Below are 20,909 nucleotides of genomic sequence, written 5' to 3'. Positions count from 1 at the left end.
CGAGGCGGCGTATCGAGACCACCTGTGAGATTGTGGACTCGATACGCGTCTCCTTCGTCGCCGCTACTCGACCAGCGGAATGGGGATGTTCAGCGGAAGGCGTTCTCGCCCGTGAACGCCTGGCCGAGCACGAGTTGATGCATCTCCGGTGTGCCCTCGTAGGTGAGCACCGACTCCAGGTTCACCATGTGCCGGATCACCGGGTACTCCAGCGAGATCCCGTTGCCGCCCAGAATGGTTCGGGCGGTGCGGCAGATCTTGATGGCCTCGCGGGTGTTGTTGAGTTTGCCGAAGCTCACCTGATCGGGCCGCAGGCCGACGGAGTCCTTCAATCGGCCGAGGTGCTGGGCCAGCAATTGCCCCTTCTGCAGCTCGATCGCCATGTCGGCGATCTTGGCCTGCGTGAGCTGGAACCCGCCGATGGGTTTGCCGAACTGGGTGCGCTGCTTGGCGTAGTCGACGGCAGCCTCCCAGGCCGAGCGCGCGGCGCCGATCGAACCCCAGATGATCCCGTAGCGTGCCTCGGTCAAACTCGACAGCGGGGCCTTGATCCCGTTGCCCTTGTGCAGGTCGTCGTTGCCGGGCATCAGCGCGTCCGCCGGCAGCCGGACGTTGTCCAACACGATCTCACCGGTCGTCGAGGCGCGCAGGGAGAGTTTGTGTTTGATCTCCGGGGTGCTGACACCGGCCGTGTCGGTGGGCACGATGAACCCGCGGACACCGTTGTCGGTCTTGGCCCACACGACGGCGACGTCGGCGATGGGGGAGTTGGTGATCCACATCTTGCGTCCGTCGAGAATCCAGTCGTCGCCGTCGCGACGTGCGCGGGTCTTCATCGACGCCGGGTCGCTGCCGGCGTCAGGCTCGGTCAGCCCGAAGCAGCCGACGGTGGTGCCCTCGGCCATCGACGGCAGCCAGCGTTGCTTCTGTTCCTCGCTGCCGTTGTTGTAAATGGAGTACATCGCCAAGGAGCCCTGCACCGACACCATCGACCGTATTCCCGAGTCGCAGGCCTCCAGCTCCAGGCTCGCCAGGCCGTAGTGCACGGAACTCGCCCCGCCACAACCGTATCCGTCCAGGTGCATGCCGAGCACACCGAGTTGGCCGAATTGTTTGAACAGGTCGCGCGCGATGGGGATGCCGCCCTCCTCGAACCATTCGCCGATGGACGGCGTGACGTGCTCGGCGAGGAAGCCGCGCACGGAGTCCCGCACCGCGAGCTCGTCGTCGGAGTAGCCGAGGTCGAGATTGAGGGGGTCGAGGGCGGAGAACTTCGGGATGCTGGTCGTAGTGCTCATCGGGTGGCTCCTTGGGGGGTTTGTGGGGTGACGAAATCGCCGGCCGCCATCTCCGCGGCGGCGGATTCAGTTGCCTTGTAGTGAAGTTTCTTTCCGGTCGCCGAGACCGGCAGGGCGTCGATGAACCGATAGGCGCGGGGTCGTTTGAACTGCGACAGCATCGGGTGCGTGCGGCAGTACTCGTCAAGTGCCTCGGCGGAAGGCGACGCACCCTCGACCGGGAGGATATAGGCGACGACCACTTGGCCCCACCGGTCGTCGGGAACGCCGACGACCAGCGAGTCGGCCACATTCGGATGGCTGTTGAGTGCCTCTTCGACCTGAACCGGGTGTACGTTCTCGCCGCCGGAGATGAGCATGTCGTCCTTGCGGCCGACGATGGTGACGAACTCGTCGCGGTCCCAGGTGGCGAGGTCGCCGATGTGTAACCAGCTGCCCCGGTATTTGGCCTTCTCCTGGGCAGGCGAGTCATAGTAGGCCACAGCACACTTCGGTGATCGGATGATGACCTCGCCGACCTCTTTGCCGTCGCGGGACACCACGTCGTCGGGGCTCGCGAGCTGCCCGTCATCGTGCACCTTGACCACCCGGACGTCGTCGTCGATGCAGGCCCGCCCCGCGGTGCCGGCATGGTCGGGGAGGTCGGTGGGGCGCAGGAAGGTGTTCCAGAATCCCTCGGTGCTGCCGTAGCCGTTGAAGATCCGCGGCGTCAGTACCTGCTGATATCGCAGTGTCGCCTCGCGCTCCAGCGGCGCGCCCATCGTGACGATGCCGCGCAGGCTGGACAGGTCGCGCGGGTTGGCTTCCTGGGCGTTGGCGAGCATCGCGAGGTTGGTGGGTGCGCCGATCAGGAACGTCAGGCGGTACCTCTGCACCCAGTCCAGCGTCTGCTCGGGATCGAACGTCCGCATCGGCACGAGTGACGAGCCCAGGTAGAAGGTCGGATTCGGTCCCGCACAATACAGTCCGCCACGGTGGAACCAGGGCGTCATGTTCAGCGTCCGGTCCTCCGGGGAGAGGGGGAAGTGCATGATCACGTCGTGCGCCGAGAAGATCTCGATGGCGCTGTTCATCGGGACCGCCTTGGGCATCCCGGTGGTCCCCGACGTATAGAGGCGGGTGGTCTCGTCGAAGACTGTCCGTGTCGGCGTGGGCAGCGCGGTATCGGACCGTAGGTCGGCGAAGCGCAGGGATGTCGGCCCGTCGACGAGGTCGCCGTCGCCGACGCCGACGAGCACGTCCGGGGTGTGGTCGGCGCGGGCGATCGCTCCGGATACCACCGCGGTCAGATCGGTGTCGTAGACGTAGACCTTCGGCCGGCTGATGTCGAGGATGACCGCGGTCTCGCCGCCTGCGAGGCGGAAGTTCACCGGAGAGCCCACCACCCCCGCGGCCTGGGTGGCCAGGTAGAGCTGGGCGAACTCGGGTCCGTTCAGCAACTGGTAGGCCACCACATCGCCGTCGTTCACGCCTCGTTCGCGGAGGGCGGCGGCGACGGAGTCGACCGCGCGCCCCAGCTGGGCGTAGGTCCATTCGGTGTCGGTGAGCGGGTCGATCATGGCGACTGCGTCGGCATACCGTGCGACGTTGCGCCGGAAGCCGTTCAGGTAGGTGAACTCGTTCTCGAAGAAGGTCCGGTACTGGTGCGCGTCGTACACGTAGGGTGCGGTGTCGGTGGGGCTCATGGCAGGTCTCCGATGATCTGGTATGCCGACCGGTCAGCCGGCCATGGTGAGGCCGCCGCTGACGCTGATCACCTGGCCGGTGATGAACGATGCCGCGGGCGAGGCGAAGAACAGGACAGGCGCGGCGACCTCGTCGGGACGGGCGAGCCGACGGAACGGGATCGCCTTGACGAGTGCCTCTTTGAGCTTGTCGGACTGCGCCTGGAACAAGGGTGTGTCGGTGGGGCCGGGGCAGACCGCGTTGACGGTGATCTGGTGACGTGCCATCTCGCGCGCCAACGACTTGGACAGCGCGATGACGCCGCCCTTGGCGCCCGCATAGATCGATTCGCCGGAACTGCCGACGCGGCCGGCATCGGAGGCGAGGTTGATGACCCGGCCTCCCTGCCAGGAGTCGCTCGTGGATGCCTCGACCATGCCGGGGAGGAACGCGCTGGCCATGTGCACCGGTCCGAGATAGTTGATCGCCACCACCTTCTCGGCGAATTCGGTTGTCGCGTTGAGGAACTGATCGGTGCGGTCCCAGCCGGCGGCGTTCACCAGGATGTCGGGGACACCGACCTCCGCGTTGACCGCGTCGCGCAGCGCGTCGACCGTGGCGCGGTCGGCGACGTCGACGCTCATCGGGATGATCTTCTCGCCGGCCTCGGCGGTCTGCTTGGCCGCGTCGAGGTTCAGGTCGGCGGCGATGACGGTGGTGCCCTGCTCGGCGAAGGCCAGTGCGATGGCCTTACCGATGCCGGACCCGGCGCCGGTGACGACTGCGATGCTGTTGCTGTTCATGGTGTTTCCTCTGTGTGCTCGACGGTCCGGTCGGGTCAGACGCCGACGTACTTGTTGAACTCGGGAGCGCGCTTCTCGGCGAATGCCGTGGCACCTTCGAGGCCCTCGGGGGAGTGGGTGAACAGGTCGAGCGCGCTCATCGCCATGTTCGACAGTCCGGCCTGGTGATCGGTGTCGGCGTTGAAACTCTGCTTGAGGAACTTGATCGTGGTCGGTGACTTCTCGGCGATCTCGGCGGCGATCTTCTTCGCCTCGTCGAGCAGGTCCGCGGCCGGCACGACCCAGTTCACCAGGCCCCAGCGCTCGGCGGTTTCCGCGTCGTACTGGCGGCACAGATACCAGATCTCGCGGGCACGCTTCTCGCCGACGATCCGGGCCAGGAAGGCCGAACCGAACCCGGCGTCGAACGATCCGACCTTGGGCCCGGACTGGCCGAAGCGGGCGGTGTCGGCGGCGATGGTCAGGTCGCACAGCACGTGCAGCACATGGCCGCCGCCGATGGCCAGTCCGTTGACGGCCGCGATCACCGGCTTGGGGATGTCTCGGAGGGTCTTGTGCAGGTAGCCGATCTCGAACATGCCGCTCTCGGACGGACCGTAGTCGCCGGTCTCGGCGCGCTGCTTCACGTCGCCACCGGTGCAGAACGCCTTCTCGCCGGCGCCCGTGAGGATCACGGCCTGCACGTCCCGGTCGGCCCAGGCGCGGCGGAAGGCGTGGATCATCTCCTCAACCGTCTTGGCGCGAAATGCGTTGTAACGCTGCGGACGATTCATCGTGATGATCGCGGTCGGGCCCTCGACGGTGTACTCGATGTCCTCGTAGTTCATGTCTGCAACTCCTTCGATCGGTGCGGTGTGTGACCGCGCTTTCATAGTGAATGAATGTACATTCATTTCGACGAGCGTGTCAAGGGTCACAGGTGGAACGGCATCGGCGGCGGCGTCTTCGTTCGCTGGAGGCTGGGGTGTGGTGTTGGATCGCAGCCTCGGCGAGGACATCGGTCGCGGCCTGGTGGATTCGATCGCGACGGCTGTCGCGAGGAGTAAATTGGCCAGATGAGCACACGGAGCCCGCTCTTCGCGCCGCCGGCGACGATGTCGGCCGTGCTGCTCACCGGCCACGGTGGCCTCGACAAGTTGGAGTATCGCACCGACGTGGCGACTCCTCGACCTTCGGCGGATCAGGTGCTGATCGAGGTCGCTGCCGCGGGGGTCAACAACACCGACGTCAACACTCGCATCGGCTGGTACTCGAAATCCGTTGTCGAGGGCACCGATGCGGGTGGGACATCCGGGTTCGCGGCGCTACGAGGCGACGACGGTGCGTGGTCGGGCACCCCGATGCACTTCCCCCGGATCCAGGGTGCGGATGTCTGTGGCCGCATCATCGCGGTGGGGACCGGTGTGTCGGCCGAGCGCATCGGTGAACGGGTACTGGTACGTACCATGCAGAGGGCCTATGTCGATCGTCGGCCGTACGAGTACTGGACGCTGGGAAGCGAATGTGACGGCGGCTTTGCACAGTTCGTGGTGGCCGCGGCCGCGGAGACCTTCGCCGTGGAGTGCTCGTGGAGCGACGTGGAGCTGGCCGCGGTTCCCTGTGCCTACTCGACCGCGGAGAACCTGTTGCATCGCGCCAAGGTCGTTGGTGGCGAACGCGTCCTGGTCACCGGTGCATCCGGTGGTGTGGGGCTGGCCGCAGTGCAGCTGGCCAAACGGCGCGGTGCCGTCGTGATCGCCGTGTGCTCACCCACCAAGGCCGGCGCCGTGCTCGAACACGGTGCCGACGAGACAGTGGACCGGGGAGCCGATCTCGTCGAAGCGTTGGGGGAGGAGTCGATCGACGTGGTGATCGACCTGGTGGCCGGACCGGCGTGGCCGCAGCTGCTGATGATCCTGCGCCGAGGCGGTCGATATGCCGTCGCCGGTGCCGTCGGGGGACCGATCGCGCAGATCGACATCCGCACCCTGTATCTCAAAGACCTCTCGCTACTCGGCTGCACCTTCCAGGAGGACGAGGTGTTCGAGAACCTGATCGGATACATCGAGCGCGACGAATTCCGGCCGACGGTGTCGGCCACCTATCCGCTCTCCGACATCGTGCGGGCCCAAGAAGACTTTCTGTCCCGCAAGCACATCGGGAAGCTGGTCCTGATCCCGCCGCAGCTCCCCGCCTGACCGGGCGGATCGATGGGGTGTTCGCGCTCAGGCGAAACGCTGTCCCGCTCCGGTCACGAGATTGTCAGCTGCCCAACGCATATGGTCGATCTCAGCCTTGCGAGCGACGTTTGGCTCGCCGATCTCGATGGCATCGATGATCGCGCCGTGCCGGTCGGCGTCCATGTTCCCGACGGCCTGTTCGGTGCCGGCGTACATGAGTGACATCCCGATCGGGCCCCTCGCTGGCCGACAGTGCGGACCACAAAGCTGGTGACAAATAACGATTGACGTATCACGTCTCATGAAGGTATACATCTAGGGGTGTGATGTAGAACACGGCACGCGATACCGGTCCCGGATAGGCGCTCGCAATCGAGCGACCGAGGGCCGAGGGGACGCCCGCCATCGACGACGCTTGACCGCCCGCCCGCCAGTCAGTGGGACGGCCGCCAGACGAGAGGTAGGACAGTGTGATGGGCGCAGTTGCGCTGGACGCAGGTCGCGCATCGCCACAAGGGGCGATCATTCTACGGAGAATCGCGGTTGGCTTGCTGGACAGAGTGATCCGGAGCGTGAACACGTTGGGCCGATCCGCTCGGCTCGCCGCCGACGTCTTGCGGTTCTCCGTCACCGACTCGCTGGCGCTTCGACTTCCGGTCGGCGAGGTCATCGAGCAGATGTGGAAGCTCTTCAAGGTCACCGCGCTTCCGGCGCTGTTGATGGCCGTGCCGATCGGCGCGGAGGTCTCCGTCCAGGTGGGCGGCGTGATGGACCAGGTCGGTGCCAACTCGCTGGCCGGAGCCGCCAGCGGTCTCGGGGTCGTCGGCCAGGGGGCTCCCATGGCCGCCGGCCTGCTGATGAGTGGTGCGGCGGCGTCCGCCATTGCATCCGACCTCGGAGCCAGGTCCATTCGCGAAGAGATCGAGGCGATGCGGGTGATGGGAGTGAACCCGATCCAGCGGCTCATCGTCCCCCGCTTTCTCGCCATGGTGATGATCGCGCCCGCGCTGTGCATCATCATCATCGCGTCGGGCGTGGCCGCCGGCCTCGCGATCTCGGCGAACGTGAACGACGTGGTCCCGGCGAGCTTCTGGCAGTCGTTCGGCGCCTTCGCGACACCGGCCGATCTGGCGTTCTCGATGCTCAAGGCAGTGCTGTTCGCGATCCTCGTTGTCATCATCGCCAGCCTGCGAGGGCTCGAGGCGAAAGGCGGGCCGAAGGGCGTCGCGAACGCGGTGAACGCCTCGGTGGTGCTGTCCGTGTTCTGCATCTTCATGACCAATCTGATGGTCAGCCAGTTGCAGACGATGTTCTTCCCGCCGAGGCTGGCCTGAGATGGCGTCGTTGACCGGTGAACCGGCAGGCGCCAACCTCCTCATCAGGGGGATGCAGGGGATCGGCCGAGGACTCCTCGGCATCGCGATGGAGATCGGGCAGATCGTCGTCTTCGTCTGGAAGACCATCGTTCTGTTGCCCACCACGATCCGTCACTACCGCAAGCAGACGGCCCAGACCATGAATGACATGGCCTGGGGAAGTGGATCTCTCATCGTCGACGGCGGCGTGGTGAGCCTGATGTTCTTCCTGGGTGTCGCCGTCGGAGCGGTCGTGGCCATCCAGGCGTTCATGGCGTTCGACCTCCTCGGCTTCGGTGCGCTCACCGGCATCATCGGCTCGTTCGGCAACATCCGCGTCATCGCGCCGATCATCACCGGTATCGGATTCGCGGCGCAGGCGGGGTGTCGGATGACCGCGGAGATCGGGGCCATGCGGATCTCGGAGGAGATCGACGCCACCGAGTCGATGGGCCTGCGCGCCATCCCGTTCGTCGTCGGAACCCGCCTCGTCGGCGGAATGCTGGTGGTACTGCCCAGCTATCTGATGGCGCTGGTCGTCAGCTTCATCACCGGCGGTTTGATCATCAAACTGTTCCACGAGCAACCGAGCGGGACCTACGACCACTACTTCGCACAGTTCGTCACGCTGCCCGACCTCATCGCCTCGGTGATCAAGGCGCTGGTGTTCTGTGCCGTGGTGACGATGATCCATTGCTACTACGGCTATTTCGCCAACGGCGGGCCGGCGGGGGTCGGTTCGGCATCGGGCCGTGCCATCCGCGCGAGCCTGGTGGCGATCGTCGTACTGAATTTCGTGATGACCGTCGCGATTTGGGGCCTGAACCCCGAGTTGCCCTTCAGAGGATGACATGGCCAGGCACACGAGCCAGGATTTCATCCGCGGGGATCTCCGCGGACAGTTACGCACACTCGGAGTGGTGGGCACAGCCAGTATCGCGGTGATGGTGCTCGTCGTCGCGGTCGCGTGGATCGTCTACCCCAAGGCGACAGAGCCCGAGGGCACCCGGGTCCAGCTGGTGATCCCGGCGCTCGGTCCGGGGGTCAAGGTGGGCTCCAAGGTCCTCCTCCGCGGAGCCGAGGTCGGCGAGGTGACCAGCGTATCCTCTCCTCGCGCAGGCGATGTCCAGGTCGACGTCGTGCTCCGGTCATCGGCGACGTCGGTGCTCACCGACGCTCTCGACGTCGACTTCCGGCCCGAGAACTATTTCGGCATCACCGCGGTCAACCTGATCGAGAAGTCCGGCGGAGCGCCCCTGCGCGACGGTCAGGTGCTGGCACGGGACTCATCCCCCGACTACACGATGTCGACGATGCTCGAGCGAGGGTCGCTCGTCGTCGACGGCACCCTGACGAAGGACATGATCGCGAGTCAGGACAAGGTGATCCGATACGCCAACGGACTCGCTCCGTTGATCCGGTCGGGCATCATCGTCGCAGACACCGTCGCCAAGACCCAGCGGCAGATGCCCATCACGCTGATCCGCCGGATGAATGCGGTACTCGACGAGTTCCCGGCGTTCAACCGGCAGGTCACCAGTGCGCTCTATGCGATCACGGAGAGTCCCTACAACACGTTGCCGGACGGTAGCCGGGGGGTCGACGACGCGTTCCACAAGGAGACCGACGCAGCGCTCGAGATCGCCTCGAGTGATCTGTTCGGCAAGGCGGGTGCGCTGCTGGAGTCTCATGACAGCGAATTGAACCCTTTGACAACACTTCTGGAGAGGATGGCCGATCCATTGCCCGGCGTGATCGGCGGTGGGGTGACGATGGACAAGACGGTTGCGCTCATCGACGGTCTGGAGAGCGCGTTCGTCGGGACCAAGGATCAGCAGACCCTCCAATTGCGTATCGTCCTCGACTCCATGCCCGCCGTCGCTGGTCCATTGGCGCAGATGGGCGTCACGCAGCGCCTGCCGAGAAAGGGGAGGTGACCATGTCGCACAGAACGCAGACGATCGTCTCCGCGGTGAAGGTGCTGGCGGTGGCGACCATCACCGTACTGTTGTTCGTCCTCGTGATCAATGCCATGCGCAATCCAGTACAGGTCGAGACCAGCTCGTACTCAGCCGATTTCACCGACGCCTCCGGTCTGAACGTGAACGGGGACGTGCGAATGAAGGGCATGCGGATCGGTAAGGTGACCTCCGTCGAGTTGCGAGAGGTGGACGGCCGGCCGGTGGCCCATGTCGCCTTCACGATGGGTAGCGAGCACCAGCTGACCGATACGACAGCGCTCGCCATCAAGTACCAGAACCTGACCGGTGTGCGCTATGTCGACGTGTCCGAGGGTGAGAATCCCGGGCGGCCCGTGTCGTCGATCCCGGCGAGCAAGACGACGCCGTCGTTCGATATCACCGAACTGTTCAACGGTCTGCAGCCGGTCCTGTCCACGATGAACACGCAACAGGTGAACGAGTTCAGCGAAAATGCCATCGCTCTTCTGCAAGGGGATGGCTCAGGCCTCGGGCCGATGCTGGACAACGCGCAGAAACTCGCATCCTTCGCGGACGACCGCCAACGGGTCATCGAGACGCTCGCCCGCAACATGGGGCGGATCTCGGACTCGATGGGCGGTCGGTCGAAGTACGTGCTGCAGTTCCTCCATGCGGTGAATCTGCCGATCAGCAACGCGATGACGGTCCTCGACGAATTCCCGAAGACCGCGACCTACGGACCGGCGTTGCTCGAGCCGATCGAGCGCATCCTGAAGTCCCTGGGAGTGAGTCCTGAGCTGGACGTCGACGTCCTGTTGACGTCGGTGTTCCACTCCATGACGGATGCACTGAACTCGTTCACGCTCATGCCGAGCGCGCTGGCCGGGTTGCAGATCTCGAACTCGGGGCGGTCGACGTCCACCGGATGCAGCAAGGGTCGCGCACAACTGCCGACCGACGTCCAGGTCCTACTGAACGGGAGCGGGGTCGTGCTGTGCGCGACGTGAGACAACGCAGATTCGGCGATCGGGTCAAGAACGCATGGTCCAGCGACGCCCTGTTGGGTGTCGGGGTCATCGTCGTCGTGGTCGCCATCCTGGCCACATTGGGCATCTTCTACCTGCGGCCGGCGAACCAGAAGACCATCGCGTTCGAGACGACCGATGCCTCGGCCATCACCACCGGCCAGGATGTCCGAGTGGCCGGCATCAGCGTCGGCAAGGTGTCGGACGTGACGCTCGAACCGAACCGGGTCAAGGTGTCCATGCGGGTCGACGAGTCGACCGCTGTCGGTGATCAGTCACGCGTCGAGGTGCGGATGCTGACCCCCGTCGGCGGATATGCAATCACCCTGATCCCCATGGGGACACAGGCATCCGGAGGAGTGATACCCGCCGACCGTGTCGCGGTGCCGTACTCGATCGGTGACGTCCTGCAGAGTGCGCCGACGGTCACCGATCAGGTCGACGCCACCGACGTCAACGCGAACCTCGAACAGGTGGCGAGCGCACTGCAGTCCAACTCGACATCACTGCGATCGATCGTCGAGGGAATGAACGCCGTCACGGGAGTATTCGACCGACAGCGAGCTCAGATGCACCGGGTTGCGGCGCTTGCGAGCGAGTACCTGCAGAACTTCAATGCGAACCGGGAGTTCGTGTTCGACCTCATCCGGAAGATCGACATCGTGGTGACGACCTACAACAACAACGCGGCAGGCTTCAACTACACCTATTACCTGCTCGGCATGATCCTCAGTCGGGTGATGCCGTTCGAGAAGTTCTACCTCAAGCACAGCGATCTCGTGCGCACGAACATCTATGCGATCCGCGATGCGATCACCGAGATGCGCAACCACATGGGACCTGCGCTGGACAATCTCCTGGTGATGCGTGATCAGCTCGCGAAGTGGTTGACGCCGAACGGTATCCGTGAGATCGGTGGCGGCACGGTCCTCGCCTCCGACGTCTGCGTGCCGATCCCCGGACGGACGTGCTGAGATGGGAACTCACAATCTGAGCAGGCGGTCGCTGGCCGCGATCGGTGCAGTCGTGGTCGTCGCGATCGGTGCGACCCTGGGCCTCGGGATCAGCAAGGCCGCCGACCGCACCGGCGGAACGGGTACCGGAGGAGACGGCTTCTGTGCCGAGATGACCGATGCCATCGGGCTCTACGTGGGCAACCCGGTCACCCAGATGGGCATGCCGGTCGGTGAGGTCACCGGCATACGATCGGTCGGCGACCACGTCCAGGTCACCTTCGACCTGCGGTCGGGCCGGGACTACCCGGCCGACGTGCAGGCGGTGACCCGATCCAAATCGCTCCTCGCGGACCGAACCCTGGAACTCGTCGGAAACTATTCCGGCGGACCGACCTTGAGGTCCGGGGAGTGCATCGCGGGGTCGCGAACGCACACTCCGAAGAGCATCTCCGAGATCACCGGCTCCGCATCTGATTTCATCAAGAATCTGACCAAATCGGGTACCGATGACGTCGGAGGCACGATCAACGGCCTCGACAAGGCTCTCGCGGGTACCGCACCGGACGCCGAGAACATGTTCCGCCACGCGGCGGCCGCATCGAAGAACCCGGATCAGTTCATCGCCGACATCGGCGCCTCGATCGCGAACATGGCTCCGCTCACCGACAACGCATTACGTCAGTGGCCGCGGATCATGTCGATCCTGAACCAGATGCCGGATGTGGCGAGCCTGGGAACAGAGTTGTTCGCCTCTGTCTCCAAGTTCGACCGCGGGGTCGGCTGGACGGTGGCGACCATCTATGACATCCAGCGCAATTATGGCTCGATCCTGTGGCCGTTGATGCACGGGCCGGTGACCGACCTGATCACCTTGGCGGCCGCACGCGCTCCGGATCTTCAGAGGTTGTACGGAATGGTGCCGTCCATCGCCACTGCCTTGCGCCAGCAGGAGAATGCCGCCGGCGGACTCTCCGTGCCCTACCAGGCACCTGGGGTCTCGGCAGCTCAATGCCGTGCGCTCGGTGCGGCGTGCTCGGCCGAGGGCCGTACAGGCTCGGTGAACCTCCTGAACCTCATCCTGCAGAAGGCGGCGACACGGTGACGATCCTGGGAGCGACCTCCATGCGAACGACTTTGCGTACGTGGCTCTGTCTGTTGGCGCTTCTACCCGTTCTGCTGGTCAGCGGATGTGCTCTCGGCCCCAACGACCTTCCCTCGGTGCGGGCGGGCGTCAGCCAGGATTTCGACGTCACACTGCAGTTCGACAGCGTCCTGAACCTCCCGGCCGGCGCCGACGTGATGATGAACGGGCTTCGCGTCGGTCAGGTCCGATCGACCGCTGTCACGGCGGACGGTGTGTATGTGAAAGTCGGCCTCACTCAGGATGCTCGGGTGCCGGCGGACACGACCGCGATCATCCGGCAGAACACGTTGCTCGGGGACACCTACCTTGCGCTGACGCCGCAGGCGCGTGACACCGGTCAATCCGGGTACCTGGCCGAAGGAAGTGTGGTGCCGAAGTCGCGCACGACGTCGCCGCCGCAATTGGAGGACACGATCGCCGTACTCGCCTACTTCGTCAACGGCGGCAGCATCCAGAAGGTCCAGGACACGATGGCGACACTGAACAAGACGTTGCCCCAGTTGAAGGACGTCCGGAAGATGGCGTCGACTGTGTCCGCCGACCTCGACGACCTGGCGGGCGGTACCGCCGAGATCGACCGCCTGCTCGTCGGTCTGGATCGGACGTCCACCTCGTTCACCGATCGGAAGGATCAAATCGCCGCGGTGTTCGGCGAACAGGGCGCGGATTTCTGGACTCGCGTCTCCAAGTCGGTTGTCGCGCACATCAGTACGTTGCTCCCGTCGGTGGGGTCGATCTTCGTCGGCGGACTGTGGCTGATCCCGATGCTCACCTCGGTCGCCGAGACCACCGAGGCCGGCCGGGGGATGTGGGACAAGGGCCCGGCGACCGCAGCCCGGTTGTCCGACTTCCTACGAACAACGATCCTGCCGTTCGTGGAGAAGCCGTCGGTCAACGTCACGTCGGTGCAGAGTCGCGACGGCGACCAACTCGTCGGCGACGCCACCACGGTCCTGCGGATGCTGGGGGCGGTTCGATGATCACCAAGACCAGAGTCTCCGTGCTCGCCATGCTCGTCCTCGCCGCAGTGTCGGTCGCCTACATCATGAATGTCGGTCTGCACGTGCGTACCCCGAGTGAGCGGTCCGCGTCGTTGGTGGTCCCCGACACGAACGGGATCATGACCGGGTCCCGGGTGTTGTTGCGCGGCATCGAGATAGGGCACGTCGTCGGTATCGACCAGACCGCGACAGGCGTGAAGTTGACCCTGAACTACGACCAGGCCCAGCAGATCCCCGTCGACAGCAGGTTCCGCGTGGACAACCTCTCCGCCCTCGGCGAGGCCTACGTGGCGGTCCTGCCCGAGACGGCTGCGGGCCCCTACCTGGCGGAGAACGCCACGATCGATACGGATCGTGTCTCCGTCCCGACCACGTTCAAGGAACTGTCCGAGCAGCTCACAGTCCTCCTGCAGCAGACCGATTCGGACGCGGTCCGGCGGATCTTCGGCACGGTGGACGAGGGTCTCCCCGACGGGGTCGATGTGCTCGGTACCCTGAACCGGGCCGGCGGACTGCTGTCCGGTGAGCTGACGCAGCAGTCGGACTCGTTCATCACGTTGCTCGCCACGATGCAGCCACTGCTGATGAGGTCGGCCCCCATCCCGGCCCTGATGCGGGAGACCTCGCCGAGAATGCTGGGCTTCGGTACGGGTTTCGAGGAGCTGCTGGCCTCCGTCCGGGACGCCACGGTGACCGGACCGCTGCTTGCCGGTATCCGCGACGGCGGTAGTCCGCTGTTCACCGAGCTGCAGAAGTTCCTCGACGAGAACTCGGCACACCTCAACGTGATCGGGGTCAATCTACTGCCTGCCGCCCAGGCGGGGGCTGCATCACTCCGCACCGTCGACGTGGGCGCCGTCCTCGATCGCGCACTCGCCGCGACCACACCGAGAGGTGCCCTCACCGTGCGGGTCCCGGCGGGAGGTCGTTGATGGTCGACCGCACCGACGAGAGCGACTCAGGAACCGAGAACGACCCAGACACCGGACAAGGTGAACAACACCGGAAGGAGGCCGACGCCATGTCGACCACGACCACCGAGACCACGACCGAGAAGCCAGCCGCGACAACCGAAGAGGTTAACCCGGAATCTGACGACTCGGAATCCGACACGGCGTCGGAATCGACCGACTCCGGTGTCACGGCGAGCGAAACGTCCACTCGCGGATCGAGCGGCGGATGGAGCCGATGGACGAACAGATCGTTCTCGACTCGCTCGATCCTCGTCACGCTGGCCGTCGTCGCGGCCATCGCCGTCATCGGAGTGCTGAGTTGGCAGCTCGCCGCGGCACGCTCTGAGGTCGATGATCTGAACGCGGCGAGTGCCGACCGCACGAAAGCCGAGCAGGTGGCGCTCGACTACGCCACGGGCGCCGCGCAGATGAGTTTCGAGAACCCGGACGACTGGCGGTCGCGGCTGACCAAGGGGACCACCCCGGAACTCGGCGATCGACTCGAGAAGGCATCGGAGTCGATGGAGCAACTCATCAAGCCGCTGCAGTGGACCTCGACGTCGGAACCCATCTCGGCGAAGGTCGAGTCGGAGTCCGGTGGGGTCTACCAGGTGCAGGCGTTCGTGAACGTCTTCACCAGGAACGCGCAGGCGCCTGACGGCATCGAATCGACGGCGACCTACCAGATGACCCTCGACAAGAACAACAACTGGCTGATCACCGACATCTCCGGTATCGGGTCAAATCTGGGCGGTCAGAGAGGTCCCAAGTGACCAGGTCTGGTCGTCGGGGAGCGGGCCCCGGCCTGAGTCGAGGGGCGGGTTTATGAGTGTCCCGCCCGGTCCCTGAGGAGCCTCGCGAGGAACGAGCGAAGCGTCCCGCCCGGTCCCTGAGGAGCCTCGCGAGGAACGAGCGAAGCGTCACGAAGGGCGCCCTTCGTGACGGCCCTCCGCTATCGCTCCGGGCCTCCTCAGGGATCGGTGGGTGGACGGGCCTTCGGCTATTGCTGCTGGCCTCCTGAGGGGTCGGTGGGTGGACGGGCCTTCGGCTATTGCTGCTGGCCTCCTCAGGGATCGGTGGGTGGACGGGCCTTCGGCTATCGCTGCTGGCCTCCTGAGGGGTCGGTGGGTGGACGGGCCTTCGGCTATCGCTGCTGGCCTCCTGAGGGGTCGGTGGGTGGGCGGGCCTTCGGCTATTGCTGCTGGCCTCCTGAGGGGTCGGTGGGTGGACGGGCCTTCGGCTATTGCTGCTGGCCTCCTCAGGGATCGGTGGGTGGACGGGCCTTCGGCTATCGCTGCTGGCCTCCTGAGGGGTCGGTGGGTGGACGGGCCTTCGGCTATCGCTGCTGGCCTCCTGAGGGGTCGGTGGGTGGACGGGCCTTCGGCTATTGCTGCTGGCCTTAGGGATCGGTGCTGGCCGACCCTCCCGTGATCGAAACCAGCCAACGAACAGCTGACAAAAAGCGTCCGCTGTTGACCTAATGCCTTTCGGTTATTAGTCTATCTCTGTGACCCTGTTCACAGGGGGCTCGAGCTTCGTGCCGCGGGTTGATGACCCCGCCCGACGGGGAACCGGCGGCCGCTCGATTCCGTCACGCAACGACTAGTTCTAGGAGTACTACCGCATGACAACGACCGAACAGGCCGCGGGTCCGACCGCAGCGATTGCCGACAGGGATCAGGTTTTCATTGGTGGCCGGTGGGTGGACTCGACCGGGAGTGAGTCGATCGAGGTCATCGATTCGTGGTCGGAATGCCCCGTGGCCGCGGTGCGCGCCGCAACCGTCGAGGACATGTCGCGCGCGGTCGACGCCGCTCGGTCGTCGTTCGACGCGGGCGTCTGGGCGCGCACGCCGATCGCCGAACGTGCCGACGTCATCGACGCAATTGCCGACAAACTCGAGGCCAGGCTCGCGGAACTGACGACCATCGGTGTCGCCGAGGTCGGCATTCCGGTTCCGGTCAGTGCGATGACTCAGCAGATGACCCTCGGCCTGTTCCGGGCGGTCGCCGAGGAGGCCCGCAAGGTCACCCTCAGTGAGGATCGGACTCGGGCAGACGGTGGCATCTCCCGCATCCTCAAGGAGCCCAGCGGCGTTGTCGCTGTGATCATCCCGTGGAACGGTCCGATCGGCACCATTGCGTTCAAGGTCATCCCGGCGCTCGCTGCCGGATGTTCGGTGGTGCTGAAAACGTCGCCTGAGGCGCCGTTGTCCCCATCGGTGTTCGCCGACGTCATCGGCGAACTCGTCGCCGAAGGCAGGCTCCCCGAGGGTGTTGTGAGTGTGCTGGTGGCCGACCGTGAGGTCTCCGAGTCACTGGTCACCAATCCCGAGGTCGACCACATCACCTTCACCGGTAGCACCGCCACCGGTCGGCGGATCATGAGCCTGGCGGGGGACCGCGTCGCCAAGGTCTCGCTCGAACTCGGCGGCAAGTCCGCGGCGATCATCCTCGATGACGCCGACTTGTCGACCGTCATGGCGGCACTTCCGATGGGCGGCTGCATGCAGTCCGGCCAGGCATGCATCGCTCTGACTCGAGTTCTGGTGTCGCGCAACAGACATGACGAGGTCGTCGAAGCCTACAAGGCGGCATTGGGCATGATTCCCATGGGCAACCCGTGGGAGGAGACCAACTTCCTCGGACCGCTGACCTCGGCGCGCCAACGCGATCGGGTCGAGGGCTACATCGACGCTGCACGAGCCGAAGGTGCCCAGATCGTGTACGGCGGCGGCCGCGGCGGCAACGAGCAGGGCTTCTTCGTGGAGCCCACGATCGTCGACAACGTGCGCAATGACATGCGGATCGCCCAGGAAGAGGTGTTCGGGCCGGTCATCTCGATCATCACCTACGAGGACGAGGACGACGCCGTCGCGATCGCGAACGACTCGATCTATGGGTTGTCCGGAGCCGTGTTCACCGCAGACGATGCCCGCGGATTCGAAATCGCGCAACGCATTCGGACCGGAACGGTGAACGTGAACACATCCACGATCGACTTCACCGTGCCGTTCGGCGGCTACAAGCAGTCGGGTGTGGGTCGCGAGGGTGGGCCCGAGGGACTCGAGGAGTTCTTCGAGACCAAGACCGTGCACTTCGCGGCGCCCGCACCGACACAGTAGTCACCCCGCATGAATGCGAAACGGGCGTGGCGGAGAAAGTCTCTCCGCCACGCCCGTTTCGGCGTTCAGTGGGATGCGGCCGCGGCCTGCTGGTCGGCGTCGAGCGCGTGATCGCGAATGATCCCGTGCAGAAAACTGCGCACCATCTCCTCGAACAACTGTTTCTGCGACAGCGGATTCTCATCGAGGGCCTCGGCCAGTAGTGGCTGCGATTCGCGGTCGACGTTGGGGAAGATCGTCGATTTCGTGCTCGGCTTGCGCATCGCCTCCATCAGCACCGTACCGATCGAAAGGGTCTCCATGCCGTCCAAGATGCGTACGTGAAGTGAGCTGGGCACACCGGAGTCCAGCAGGAACTGTGCGGTGTCCTCGTACGTGGCCACAAACAGTTCGCGGGGAAGGTGTTGCAGCAGTATCGGTGCCGCGTTACGGTGCCGCAAGATCGACTGGCGGAAATTCAATGCCAGCGCAACGAAGTATTCGGGCCACTCCGGTCCCGGCCGCCGCCGGGGGCGTGCCACCGATTCGCCGGCGATGTATCGCGCAACCTCGGTGAGGATCTCGTTCTTGTCCGAGAAGTGGTGATAGAGCGAGGGTGCCCGCACGCCCAGGTGTTTGGCCAGCCGGGGCAGGCTGAACGCGTCGAGCCCTTCGGAATCGATGATCTCGATCGATGCGGCGACCGCCGCGTCACGGCTGATCAATGGCTTCGATGGTCGTGCCAAGACTCCACCCTTCCGAGCTTTCCGCGAGAACCTCCCACGGTATCTATTCAGCGTAGTTTTCAAACGGCGGGAGGTCCACGACCGGGCGGACGGGCATGGTTTGGGGCGGTCGGCCGGCGCGGTGTCGGCGTGCTGGCCGGGCGAGGAATGTGTTTGTCTGCCGAACCAGATGGGTTGCGGGCCAACATGCAACACCTCATCAGGAGGTGCTGACAAATATCGCTTGACGTCTCACGTAAAACGGCTTACCTTCAGTGTGTAGGTGGCGGACATCACATTCGGCGGGGGCCGTCATCCACAGTTGTCAGCCGTGGTGGCCCATGGGTGCGGACCCTCGGGCGTCATCCCATCAAGCAAGGAATCCATTCATGAAGCTCGAAGGTAAAGTCGTACTCATCACCGGCGCGGGATCGGGTCTCGGTCGTCAATCATCTCAGTTGTTCTCCTCGGAGGGCGCCAAGATCGCCGTTGTCGACATCGACGGAGATCGTGCCGAACAGACGGCCAAACTGGTCGAGCAGCAGGGTGGCGAGGCGATCGCCATCACCGCCGATGTCGCGCAGAAAGATCAAATCGTCGCTGCGGTCGGTGAGACCGTGGATCGCTTCGGCAAGCTCGACATCGCTTGGGCCAACGCCGGAATCGTGTCGCGCGGAGGCGTTCCGACCGTGGCCGGTGGCGAGACCGTGCTCTTCGAGGATCTCACCACCGAGGATTGGCAGCATGTGCTCGGGGTGAACCTGAGTGGCGTGATCTACACGGCACAGGCCGCGGTTCCGGCTTTGAAGGCCAACGGCGGTGGCACGATCCTGGCCACGTCATCGGCGGCCTCGATGGTCGCCTATCACGACATCGCGCTCTACAGCGCCACCAAGGCGGGTGTCAACGGGCTGGTTCGCGGGCTGAGTCTTGACCTGGGCCCCTACGGAATTCGCGTGAACGCGATCGCTCCGACACACGGCATGTCGCCGAACTTCCTCATGCCGCCCGGTTCGCCGGTCGTCGGCCAGTCCTATGAGGAGGTGGCCGGCCCGTGGGACCCGTACGTGTCCCCGATCCCGCTCAAGCGCAACCGCCCGCCGTCATTGCTGGACAACGCCAAGGTTGCGCTGTTCCTGGCGTCCGATGATTCGGCATACATCTCGGGTGCGACGATCGGGTCGACCGACGGCGGCACACTGTCGCGGGTCGGCATGTGGTTCGAAGAGGACCTCAACCAGCCGAACCCGACGGCCTGAGCGCCATGTCGGCCCGGCCTGGAGTGCTGACCGTCGACCGGGATGCGTGTGCCGGACATGGATTGTGTTACGGCGCGGCTCCGCAACTGATCGACTGCGACGACCAAGGTGATCCCATCGTGCCAGAGCGTGTTCTGGCTCCAGAGGAGTTCGATCCGGCGATGGAGGCCGTGACCCTGTGCCCGGAACGGGCGCTGTCGGTCACGTCCGCCACATCCAGACCCACAACCATGAGCAAGGAACAGCAATGACAACAGTCGAACGATCTCGTGAGGACGTCACCGTCGACTTCGACGTGTACGACCCCGCGCTTGCCGCGCCGGTCGACGTCTTCCAGGAGCGGGTCGCCGAACTGGCGGCCAAGGGTCCGGTGGTCTACTCGACGGCCCATGGCGGTCATTGGATCGTCACCCGGTATGACGAGATCCACGAGGTTCTGCGTGATGCCGAGACGTTCTCGAGTTACCCGAACAACCTGGTGACCAATGAGGCGTTCGGGAAGTTCATCCCGATCGAACTCGATCCGCCGGAGCACACCGGGTATCGCAAGGCCTTGCAGCCCATCTTTGGGCCTGCGCGAATGAAGAAGCTGTCCGAGAACATTCGAGCGGTCGTCAACGATCTCATCGACGGGTTTGCCCACGACGGAGAGGCCGAGTACGTCTCGGCGTTTGCCCACGAGCTGCCGGCGCGGATCTTCCTGGCGTTGATGGACTGGCCGATTGAGGACGCGCCGTTGTTCACCGAGGCGACGGACGTAGTCCTGTTCGGCAAGCCCGGCGGTACCGAGGAGGAATCGCTCGAGGCCCGCGCCGTCGCCGGTATGCAGATGCTCGGCTATTTCCAGAAGATGGTGGACGAGCGGCGGGCGACTCCGGGGAGCGACATCACCTCGCAACTGATCCACACCGAGGTCGAGATGGAGGACGGCCTGCGGCTGCTCACTGATGAAGAACTCAACCGGATGTTCTTCCTGCTGCTCATCGCCGGCCTGCACACGGTCCAGGGCTCCCTCGCATGGGCCATCGTCCACCTGGTGAACAACCCCGAGCAGCGGCAGCAGATCGTCGACGACCCGGCGATGATCCCTGACGCCGTCGAGGAGATCCTCCGGATCGAGGCCGCGGTGGTTCCGGGACGTCGGGCAACCCGAGACGTGGAACTCGGGGGCATGGAGATCGCCGCCGGTGAGCAGTTGATCCTGATGCTCTGCTCGGCCAACCGGGACGGGGGCGAGTTCGCCGAGCCCGATGACCTGGACATCAGCCGCCGGCCGAATCGGCATCTGTCCTTCGGCGGCGGTGCGCACCGGTGCCTCGGGTCGCATCTGGCGCGCATCGAGCTCACCATCGCGCTCGAGGAGCTCCACCGGCGCATCCCGGATTACCGGCTGGTGGAGGCGGACCCGCCGATCTTCCACGCCAGCCAGGTGCGGGGCTGTGTGCGGATGCCGATCCGGTTCACGCCGGAAGGCTGAGGGCTCGGGCGGGCACCGTATCGACGTTGCCTTTTAAACCTTACTG

20 protein-coding genes are annotated in these 20,909 nt (G+C 64.9%); 14 read left to right on the top strand and 6 right to left on the bottom strand.

Going from position 1 to position 20,909, the window contains the following annotated elements:
• Positions 1 to 89: 89 nt before the first annotated feature.
• From AC4AMJ_RS17645 to AC4AMJ_RS17630, 4 genes are read right to left on the bottom strand one after another with little or no spacing between them, the layout of a single operon-like run.
• Positions 90 to 1,298, bottom strand: coding sequence for an acyl-CoA dehydrogenase family protein (locus AC4AMJ_RS17645; protein ID WP_489899862.1), 1,209 nt, complete (start codon positions 1,296 to 1,298; stop codon positions 90 to 92).
• Positions 1,295 to 2,983: a class I adenylate-forming enzyme family protein gene (locus AC4AMJ_RS17640; protein WP_489913614.1), complete on the bottom strand. Its 1,689-nt coding sequence runs from the start codon at positions 2,981 to 2,983 to the stop codon at positions 1,295 to 1,297. The genes AC4AMJ_RS17645 and AC4AMJ_RS17640 overlap by 4 nt, the downstream gene beginning before the upstream one ends.
• A gap of 33 nt (positions 2,984 to 3,016) precedes the next feature.
• On the bottom strand, positions 3,017 to 3,766 hold the full coding sequence (locus tag AC4AMJ_RS17635; RefSeq protein WP_489913612.1) for an SDR family NAD(P)-dependent oxidoreductase: 750 nt from the start codon (positions 3,764 to 3,766) through the stop codon (positions 3,017 to 3,019).
• A gap of 35 nt (positions 3,767 to 3,801) precedes the next feature.
• The gene (locus AC4AMJ_RS17630) at positions 3,802 to 4,593 is read right to left on the bottom strand and encodes an enoyl-CoA hydratase-related protein (RefSeq protein ID WP_489913610.1); all 792 of its coding nucleotides are present in this window, start codon (positions 4,591 to 4,593) and stop codon (positions 3,802 to 3,804) included.
• A 228-nt stretch (positions 4,594 to 4,821) separates the two neighbouring features.
• Here AC4AMJ_RS17630 and AC4AMJ_RS17625 point away from each other — a divergent pair, with 228 nt between their 5' ends.
• Positions 4,822 to 5,943 (top strand): alcohol dehydrogenase family protein, encoded by a 1,122-nt coding sequence (locus AC4AMJ_RS17625; RefSeq protein ID WP_489913608.1) that lies wholly within the window; start codon positions 4,822 to 4,824, stop codon positions 5,941 to 5,943.
• A gap of 27 nt (positions 5,944 to 5,970) precedes the next feature.
• Here AC4AMJ_RS17625 and AC4AMJ_RS17620 read toward each other — a convergent pair whose 3' ends face one another.
• Positions 5,971 to 6,141: a hypothetical protein gene (locus AC4AMJ_RS17620; RefSeq protein ID WP_489913606.1), complete on the bottom strand. Its 171-nt coding sequence runs from the start codon at positions 6,139 to 6,141 to the stop codon at positions 5,971 to 5,973.
• A 257-nt stretch (positions 6,142 to 6,398) separates the two neighbouring features.
• On the opposite strand from AC4AMJ_RS17620, the gene AC4AMJ_RS17615 reads away from it, so the two are divergent.
• From AC4AMJ_RS17615 to AC4AMJ_RS17570, 10 genes are all read left to right on the top strand, one after another.
• Positions 6,399 to 7,259 carry an ABC transporter permease gene (locus AC4AMJ_RS17615; protein ID WP_489913604.1) on the top strand — a complete coding sequence of 287 codons (861 nt, stop codon included), beginning with the start codon at positions 6,399 to 6,401 and terminating at the stop codon, positions 7,257 to 7,259.
• A gap of 52 nt (positions 7,260 to 7,311) precedes the next feature.
• A complete protein-coding gene (locus AC4AMJ_RS17610) occupies positions 7,312 to 8,130 on the top strand; it encodes an MlaE family ABC transporter permease (protein WP_489918458.1) in 819 nt (272 codons plus the stop codon).
• Between the two features lies 1 nt (position 8,131).
• Positions 8,132 to 9,217: an MlaD family protein gene (locus AC4AMJ_RS17605; protein WP_489913602.1), complete on the top strand. Its 1,086-nt coding sequence runs from the start codon at positions 8,132 to 8,134 to the stop codon at positions 9,215 to 9,217.
• Positions 9,218 to 9,219: 2 nt separating this feature from the next.
• Positions 9,220 to 10,227, top strand: coding sequence for an MlaD family protein (locus tag AC4AMJ_RS17600; protein WP_489913600.1), 1,008 nt, complete (start codon positions 9,220 to 9,222; stop codon positions 10,225 to 10,227).
• Positions 10,215 to 11,219 (top strand): MlaD family protein, encoded by a 1,005-nt coding sequence (locus AC4AMJ_RS17595; protein WP_489913598.1) that lies wholly within the window; start codon positions 10,215 to 10,217, stop codon positions 11,217 to 11,219. Before AC4AMJ_RS17600 ends, AC4AMJ_RS17595 begins: the two co-directional genes overlap by 13 nt.
• Position 11,220: 1 nt before the next feature.
• Complete coding sequence (locus tag AC4AMJ_RS17590; protein WP_489913596.1) at positions 11,221 to 12,303, top strand: MlaD family protein; 1,083 nt, start codon at positions 11,221 to 11,223, stop codon at positions 12,301 to 12,303.
• 20 nt (positions 12,304 to 12,323) lie between these two features.
• On the top strand, positions 12,324 to 13,325 hold the full coding sequence (locus AC4AMJ_RS17585) for an MlaD family protein (protein ID WP_489913594.1): 1,002 nt from the start codon (positions 12,324 to 12,326) through the stop codon (positions 13,323 to 13,325).
• Entirely contained in the window at positions 13,322 to 14,278 is a 957-nt protein-coding gene (locus tag AC4AMJ_RS17580; RefSeq protein ID WP_489913592.1) for an MlaD family protein, read from the top strand. The genes AC4AMJ_RS17585 and AC4AMJ_RS17580 overlap by 4 nt, the downstream gene beginning before the upstream one ends.
• Positions 14,279 to 14,367: 89 nt before the next feature.
• Complete coding sequence (locus tag AC4AMJ_RS17575; RefSeq protein ID WP_489913590.1) at positions 14,368 to 15,072, top strand: hypothetical protein; 705 nt, start codon at positions 14,368 to 14,370, stop codon at positions 15,070 to 15,072.
• 851 nt (positions 15,073 to 15,923) lie between these two features.
• Positions 15,924 to 17,423 (top strand): aldehyde dehydrogenase, encoded by a 1,500-nt coding sequence (locus AC4AMJ_RS17570; protein ID WP_489913588.1) that lies wholly within the window; start codon positions 15,924 to 15,926, stop codon positions 17,421 to 17,423.
• 65 nt (positions 17,424 to 17,488) lie between these two features.
• Here AC4AMJ_RS17570 and AC4AMJ_RS17565 read toward each other — a convergent pair whose 3' ends face one another.
• Positions 17,489 to 18,148 (bottom strand): TetR family transcriptional regulator, encoded by a 660-nt coding sequence (locus tag AC4AMJ_RS17565; protein WP_489913586.1) that lies wholly within the window; start codon positions 18,146 to 18,148, stop codon positions 17,489 to 17,491.
• 368 nt (positions 18,149 to 18,516) lie between these two features.
• On the opposite strand from AC4AMJ_RS17565, the gene AC4AMJ_RS17560 reads away from it, so the two are divergent.
• Genes AC4AMJ_RS17560 through AC4AMJ_RS17550 form a run of 3 tightly spaced genes read left to right on the top strand, consistent with a single transcriptional unit; the run spans position 18,517 to position 20,863 of the window.
• Positions 18,517 to 19,386, top strand: coding sequence for an SDR family NAD(P)-dependent oxidoreductase (locus AC4AMJ_RS17560; protein WP_489913584.1), 870 nt, complete (start codon positions 18,517 to 18,519; stop codon positions 19,384 to 19,386).
• A 5-nt stretch (positions 19,387 to 19,391) separates the two neighbouring features.
• Positions 19,392 to 19,637: a ferredoxin gene (locus AC4AMJ_RS17555; protein WP_489913582.1), complete on the top strand. Its 246-nt coding sequence runs from the start codon at positions 19,392 to 19,394 to the stop codon at positions 19,635 to 19,637.
• Complete coding sequence (locus AC4AMJ_RS17550; RefSeq protein WP_489913580.1) at positions 19,634 to 20,863, top strand: cytochrome P450; 1,230 nt, start codon at positions 19,634 to 19,636, stop codon at positions 20,861 to 20,863. The genes AC4AMJ_RS17555 and AC4AMJ_RS17550 overlap by 4 nt, the downstream gene beginning before the upstream one ends.
• Positions 20,864 to 20,909 lie beyond the last annotated feature (46 nt).

This window comes from Gordonia sp. LMA484 (assembly GCF_058129505.1).
Note: the sequence above shows the minus strand (reverse complement) of the source record. Positions and strands in the feature narration are given on the sequence as shown.

Excerpts from the sequence above, each read along its gene's own strand:
- AC4AMJ_RS17600 (WP_489913600.1), top strand. The coding sequence starts at position 9,220 with ATGTCGCACAGAACGCAGACGATCGTCTCCGCGGTGAAGGTGCTGGCG.
- AC4AMJ_RS17630 (WP_489913610.1), bottom strand. The coding sequence starts at position 4,593 with ATGAACTACGAGGACATCGAGTACACCGTCGAGGGCCCGACCGCGATC.
- AC4AMJ_RS17570 (WP_489913588.1), top strand. The coding sequence starts at position 15,924 with ATGACAACGACCGAACAGGCCGCGGGTCCGACCGCAGCGATTGCCGAC.
- AC4AMJ_RS17620 (WP_489913606.1), bottom strand. The coding sequence starts at position 6,141 with ATGTACGCCGGCACCGAACAGGCCGTCGGGAACATGGACGCCGACCGG.
- AC4AMJ_RS17610 (WP_489918458.1), top strand. The coding sequence starts at position 7,312 with ATGCAGGGGATCGGCCGAGGACTCCTCGGCATCGCGATGGAGATCGGG.
- AC4AMJ_RS17580 (WP_489913592.1), top strand. The coding sequence starts at position 13,322 with ATGATCACCAAGACCAGAGTCTCCGTGCTCGCCATGCTCGTCCTCGCC.
- AC4AMJ_RS17615 (WP_489913604.1), top strand. The coding sequence starts at position 6,399 with ATGGGCGCAGTTGCGCTGGACGCAGGTCGCGCATCGCCACAAGGGGCG.
- AC4AMJ_RS17605 (WP_489913602.1), top strand. The coding sequence starts at position 8,132 with ATGGCCAGGCACACGAGCCAGGATTTCATCCGCGGGGATCTCCGCGGA.
- AC4AMJ_RS17625 (WP_489913608.1), top strand. The coding sequence starts at position 4,822 with ATGAGCACACGGAGCCCGCTCTTCGCGCCGCCGGCGACGATGTCGGCC.
- AC4AMJ_RS17635 (WP_489913612.1), bottom strand. The coding sequence starts at position 3,766 with ATGAACAGCAACAGCATCGCAGTCGTCACCGGCGCCGGGTCCGGCATC.
- AC4AMJ_RS17555 (WP_489913582.1), top strand. The coding sequence starts at position 19,392 with ATGTCGGCCCGGCCTGGAGTGCTGACCGTCGACCGGGATGCGTGTGCC.
- AC4AMJ_RS17550 (WP_489913580.1), top strand. The coding sequence starts at position 19,634 with ATGACAACAGTCGAACGATCTCGTGAGGACGTCACCGTCGACTTCGAC.
- AC4AMJ_RS17590 (WP_489913596.1), top strand. The coding sequence starts at position 11,221 with ATGGGAACTCACAATCTGAGCAGGCGGTCGCTGGCCGCGATCGGTGCA.
- AC4AMJ_RS17575 (WP_489913590.1), top strand. The coding sequence starts at position 14,368 with ATGTCGACCACGACCACCGAGACCACGACCGAGAAGCCAGCCGCGACA.
- AC4AMJ_RS17640 (WP_489913614.1), bottom strand. The coding sequence starts at position 2,983 with ATGAGCCCCACCGACACCGCACCCTACGTGTACGACGCGCACCAGTAC.
- AC4AMJ_RS17560 (WP_489913584.1), top strand. The coding sequence starts at position 18,517 with ATGAAGCTCGAAGGTAAAGTCGTACTCATCACCGGCGCGGGATCGGGT.
- AC4AMJ_RS17645 (WP_489899862.1), bottom strand. The coding sequence starts at position 1,298 with ATGAGCACTACGACCAGCATCCCGAAGTTCTCCGCCCTCGACCCCCTC.
- AC4AMJ_RS17585 (WP_489913594.1), top strand. The coding sequence starts at position 12,324 with ATGCGAACGACTTTGCGTACGTGGCTCTGTCTGTTGGCGCTTCTACCC.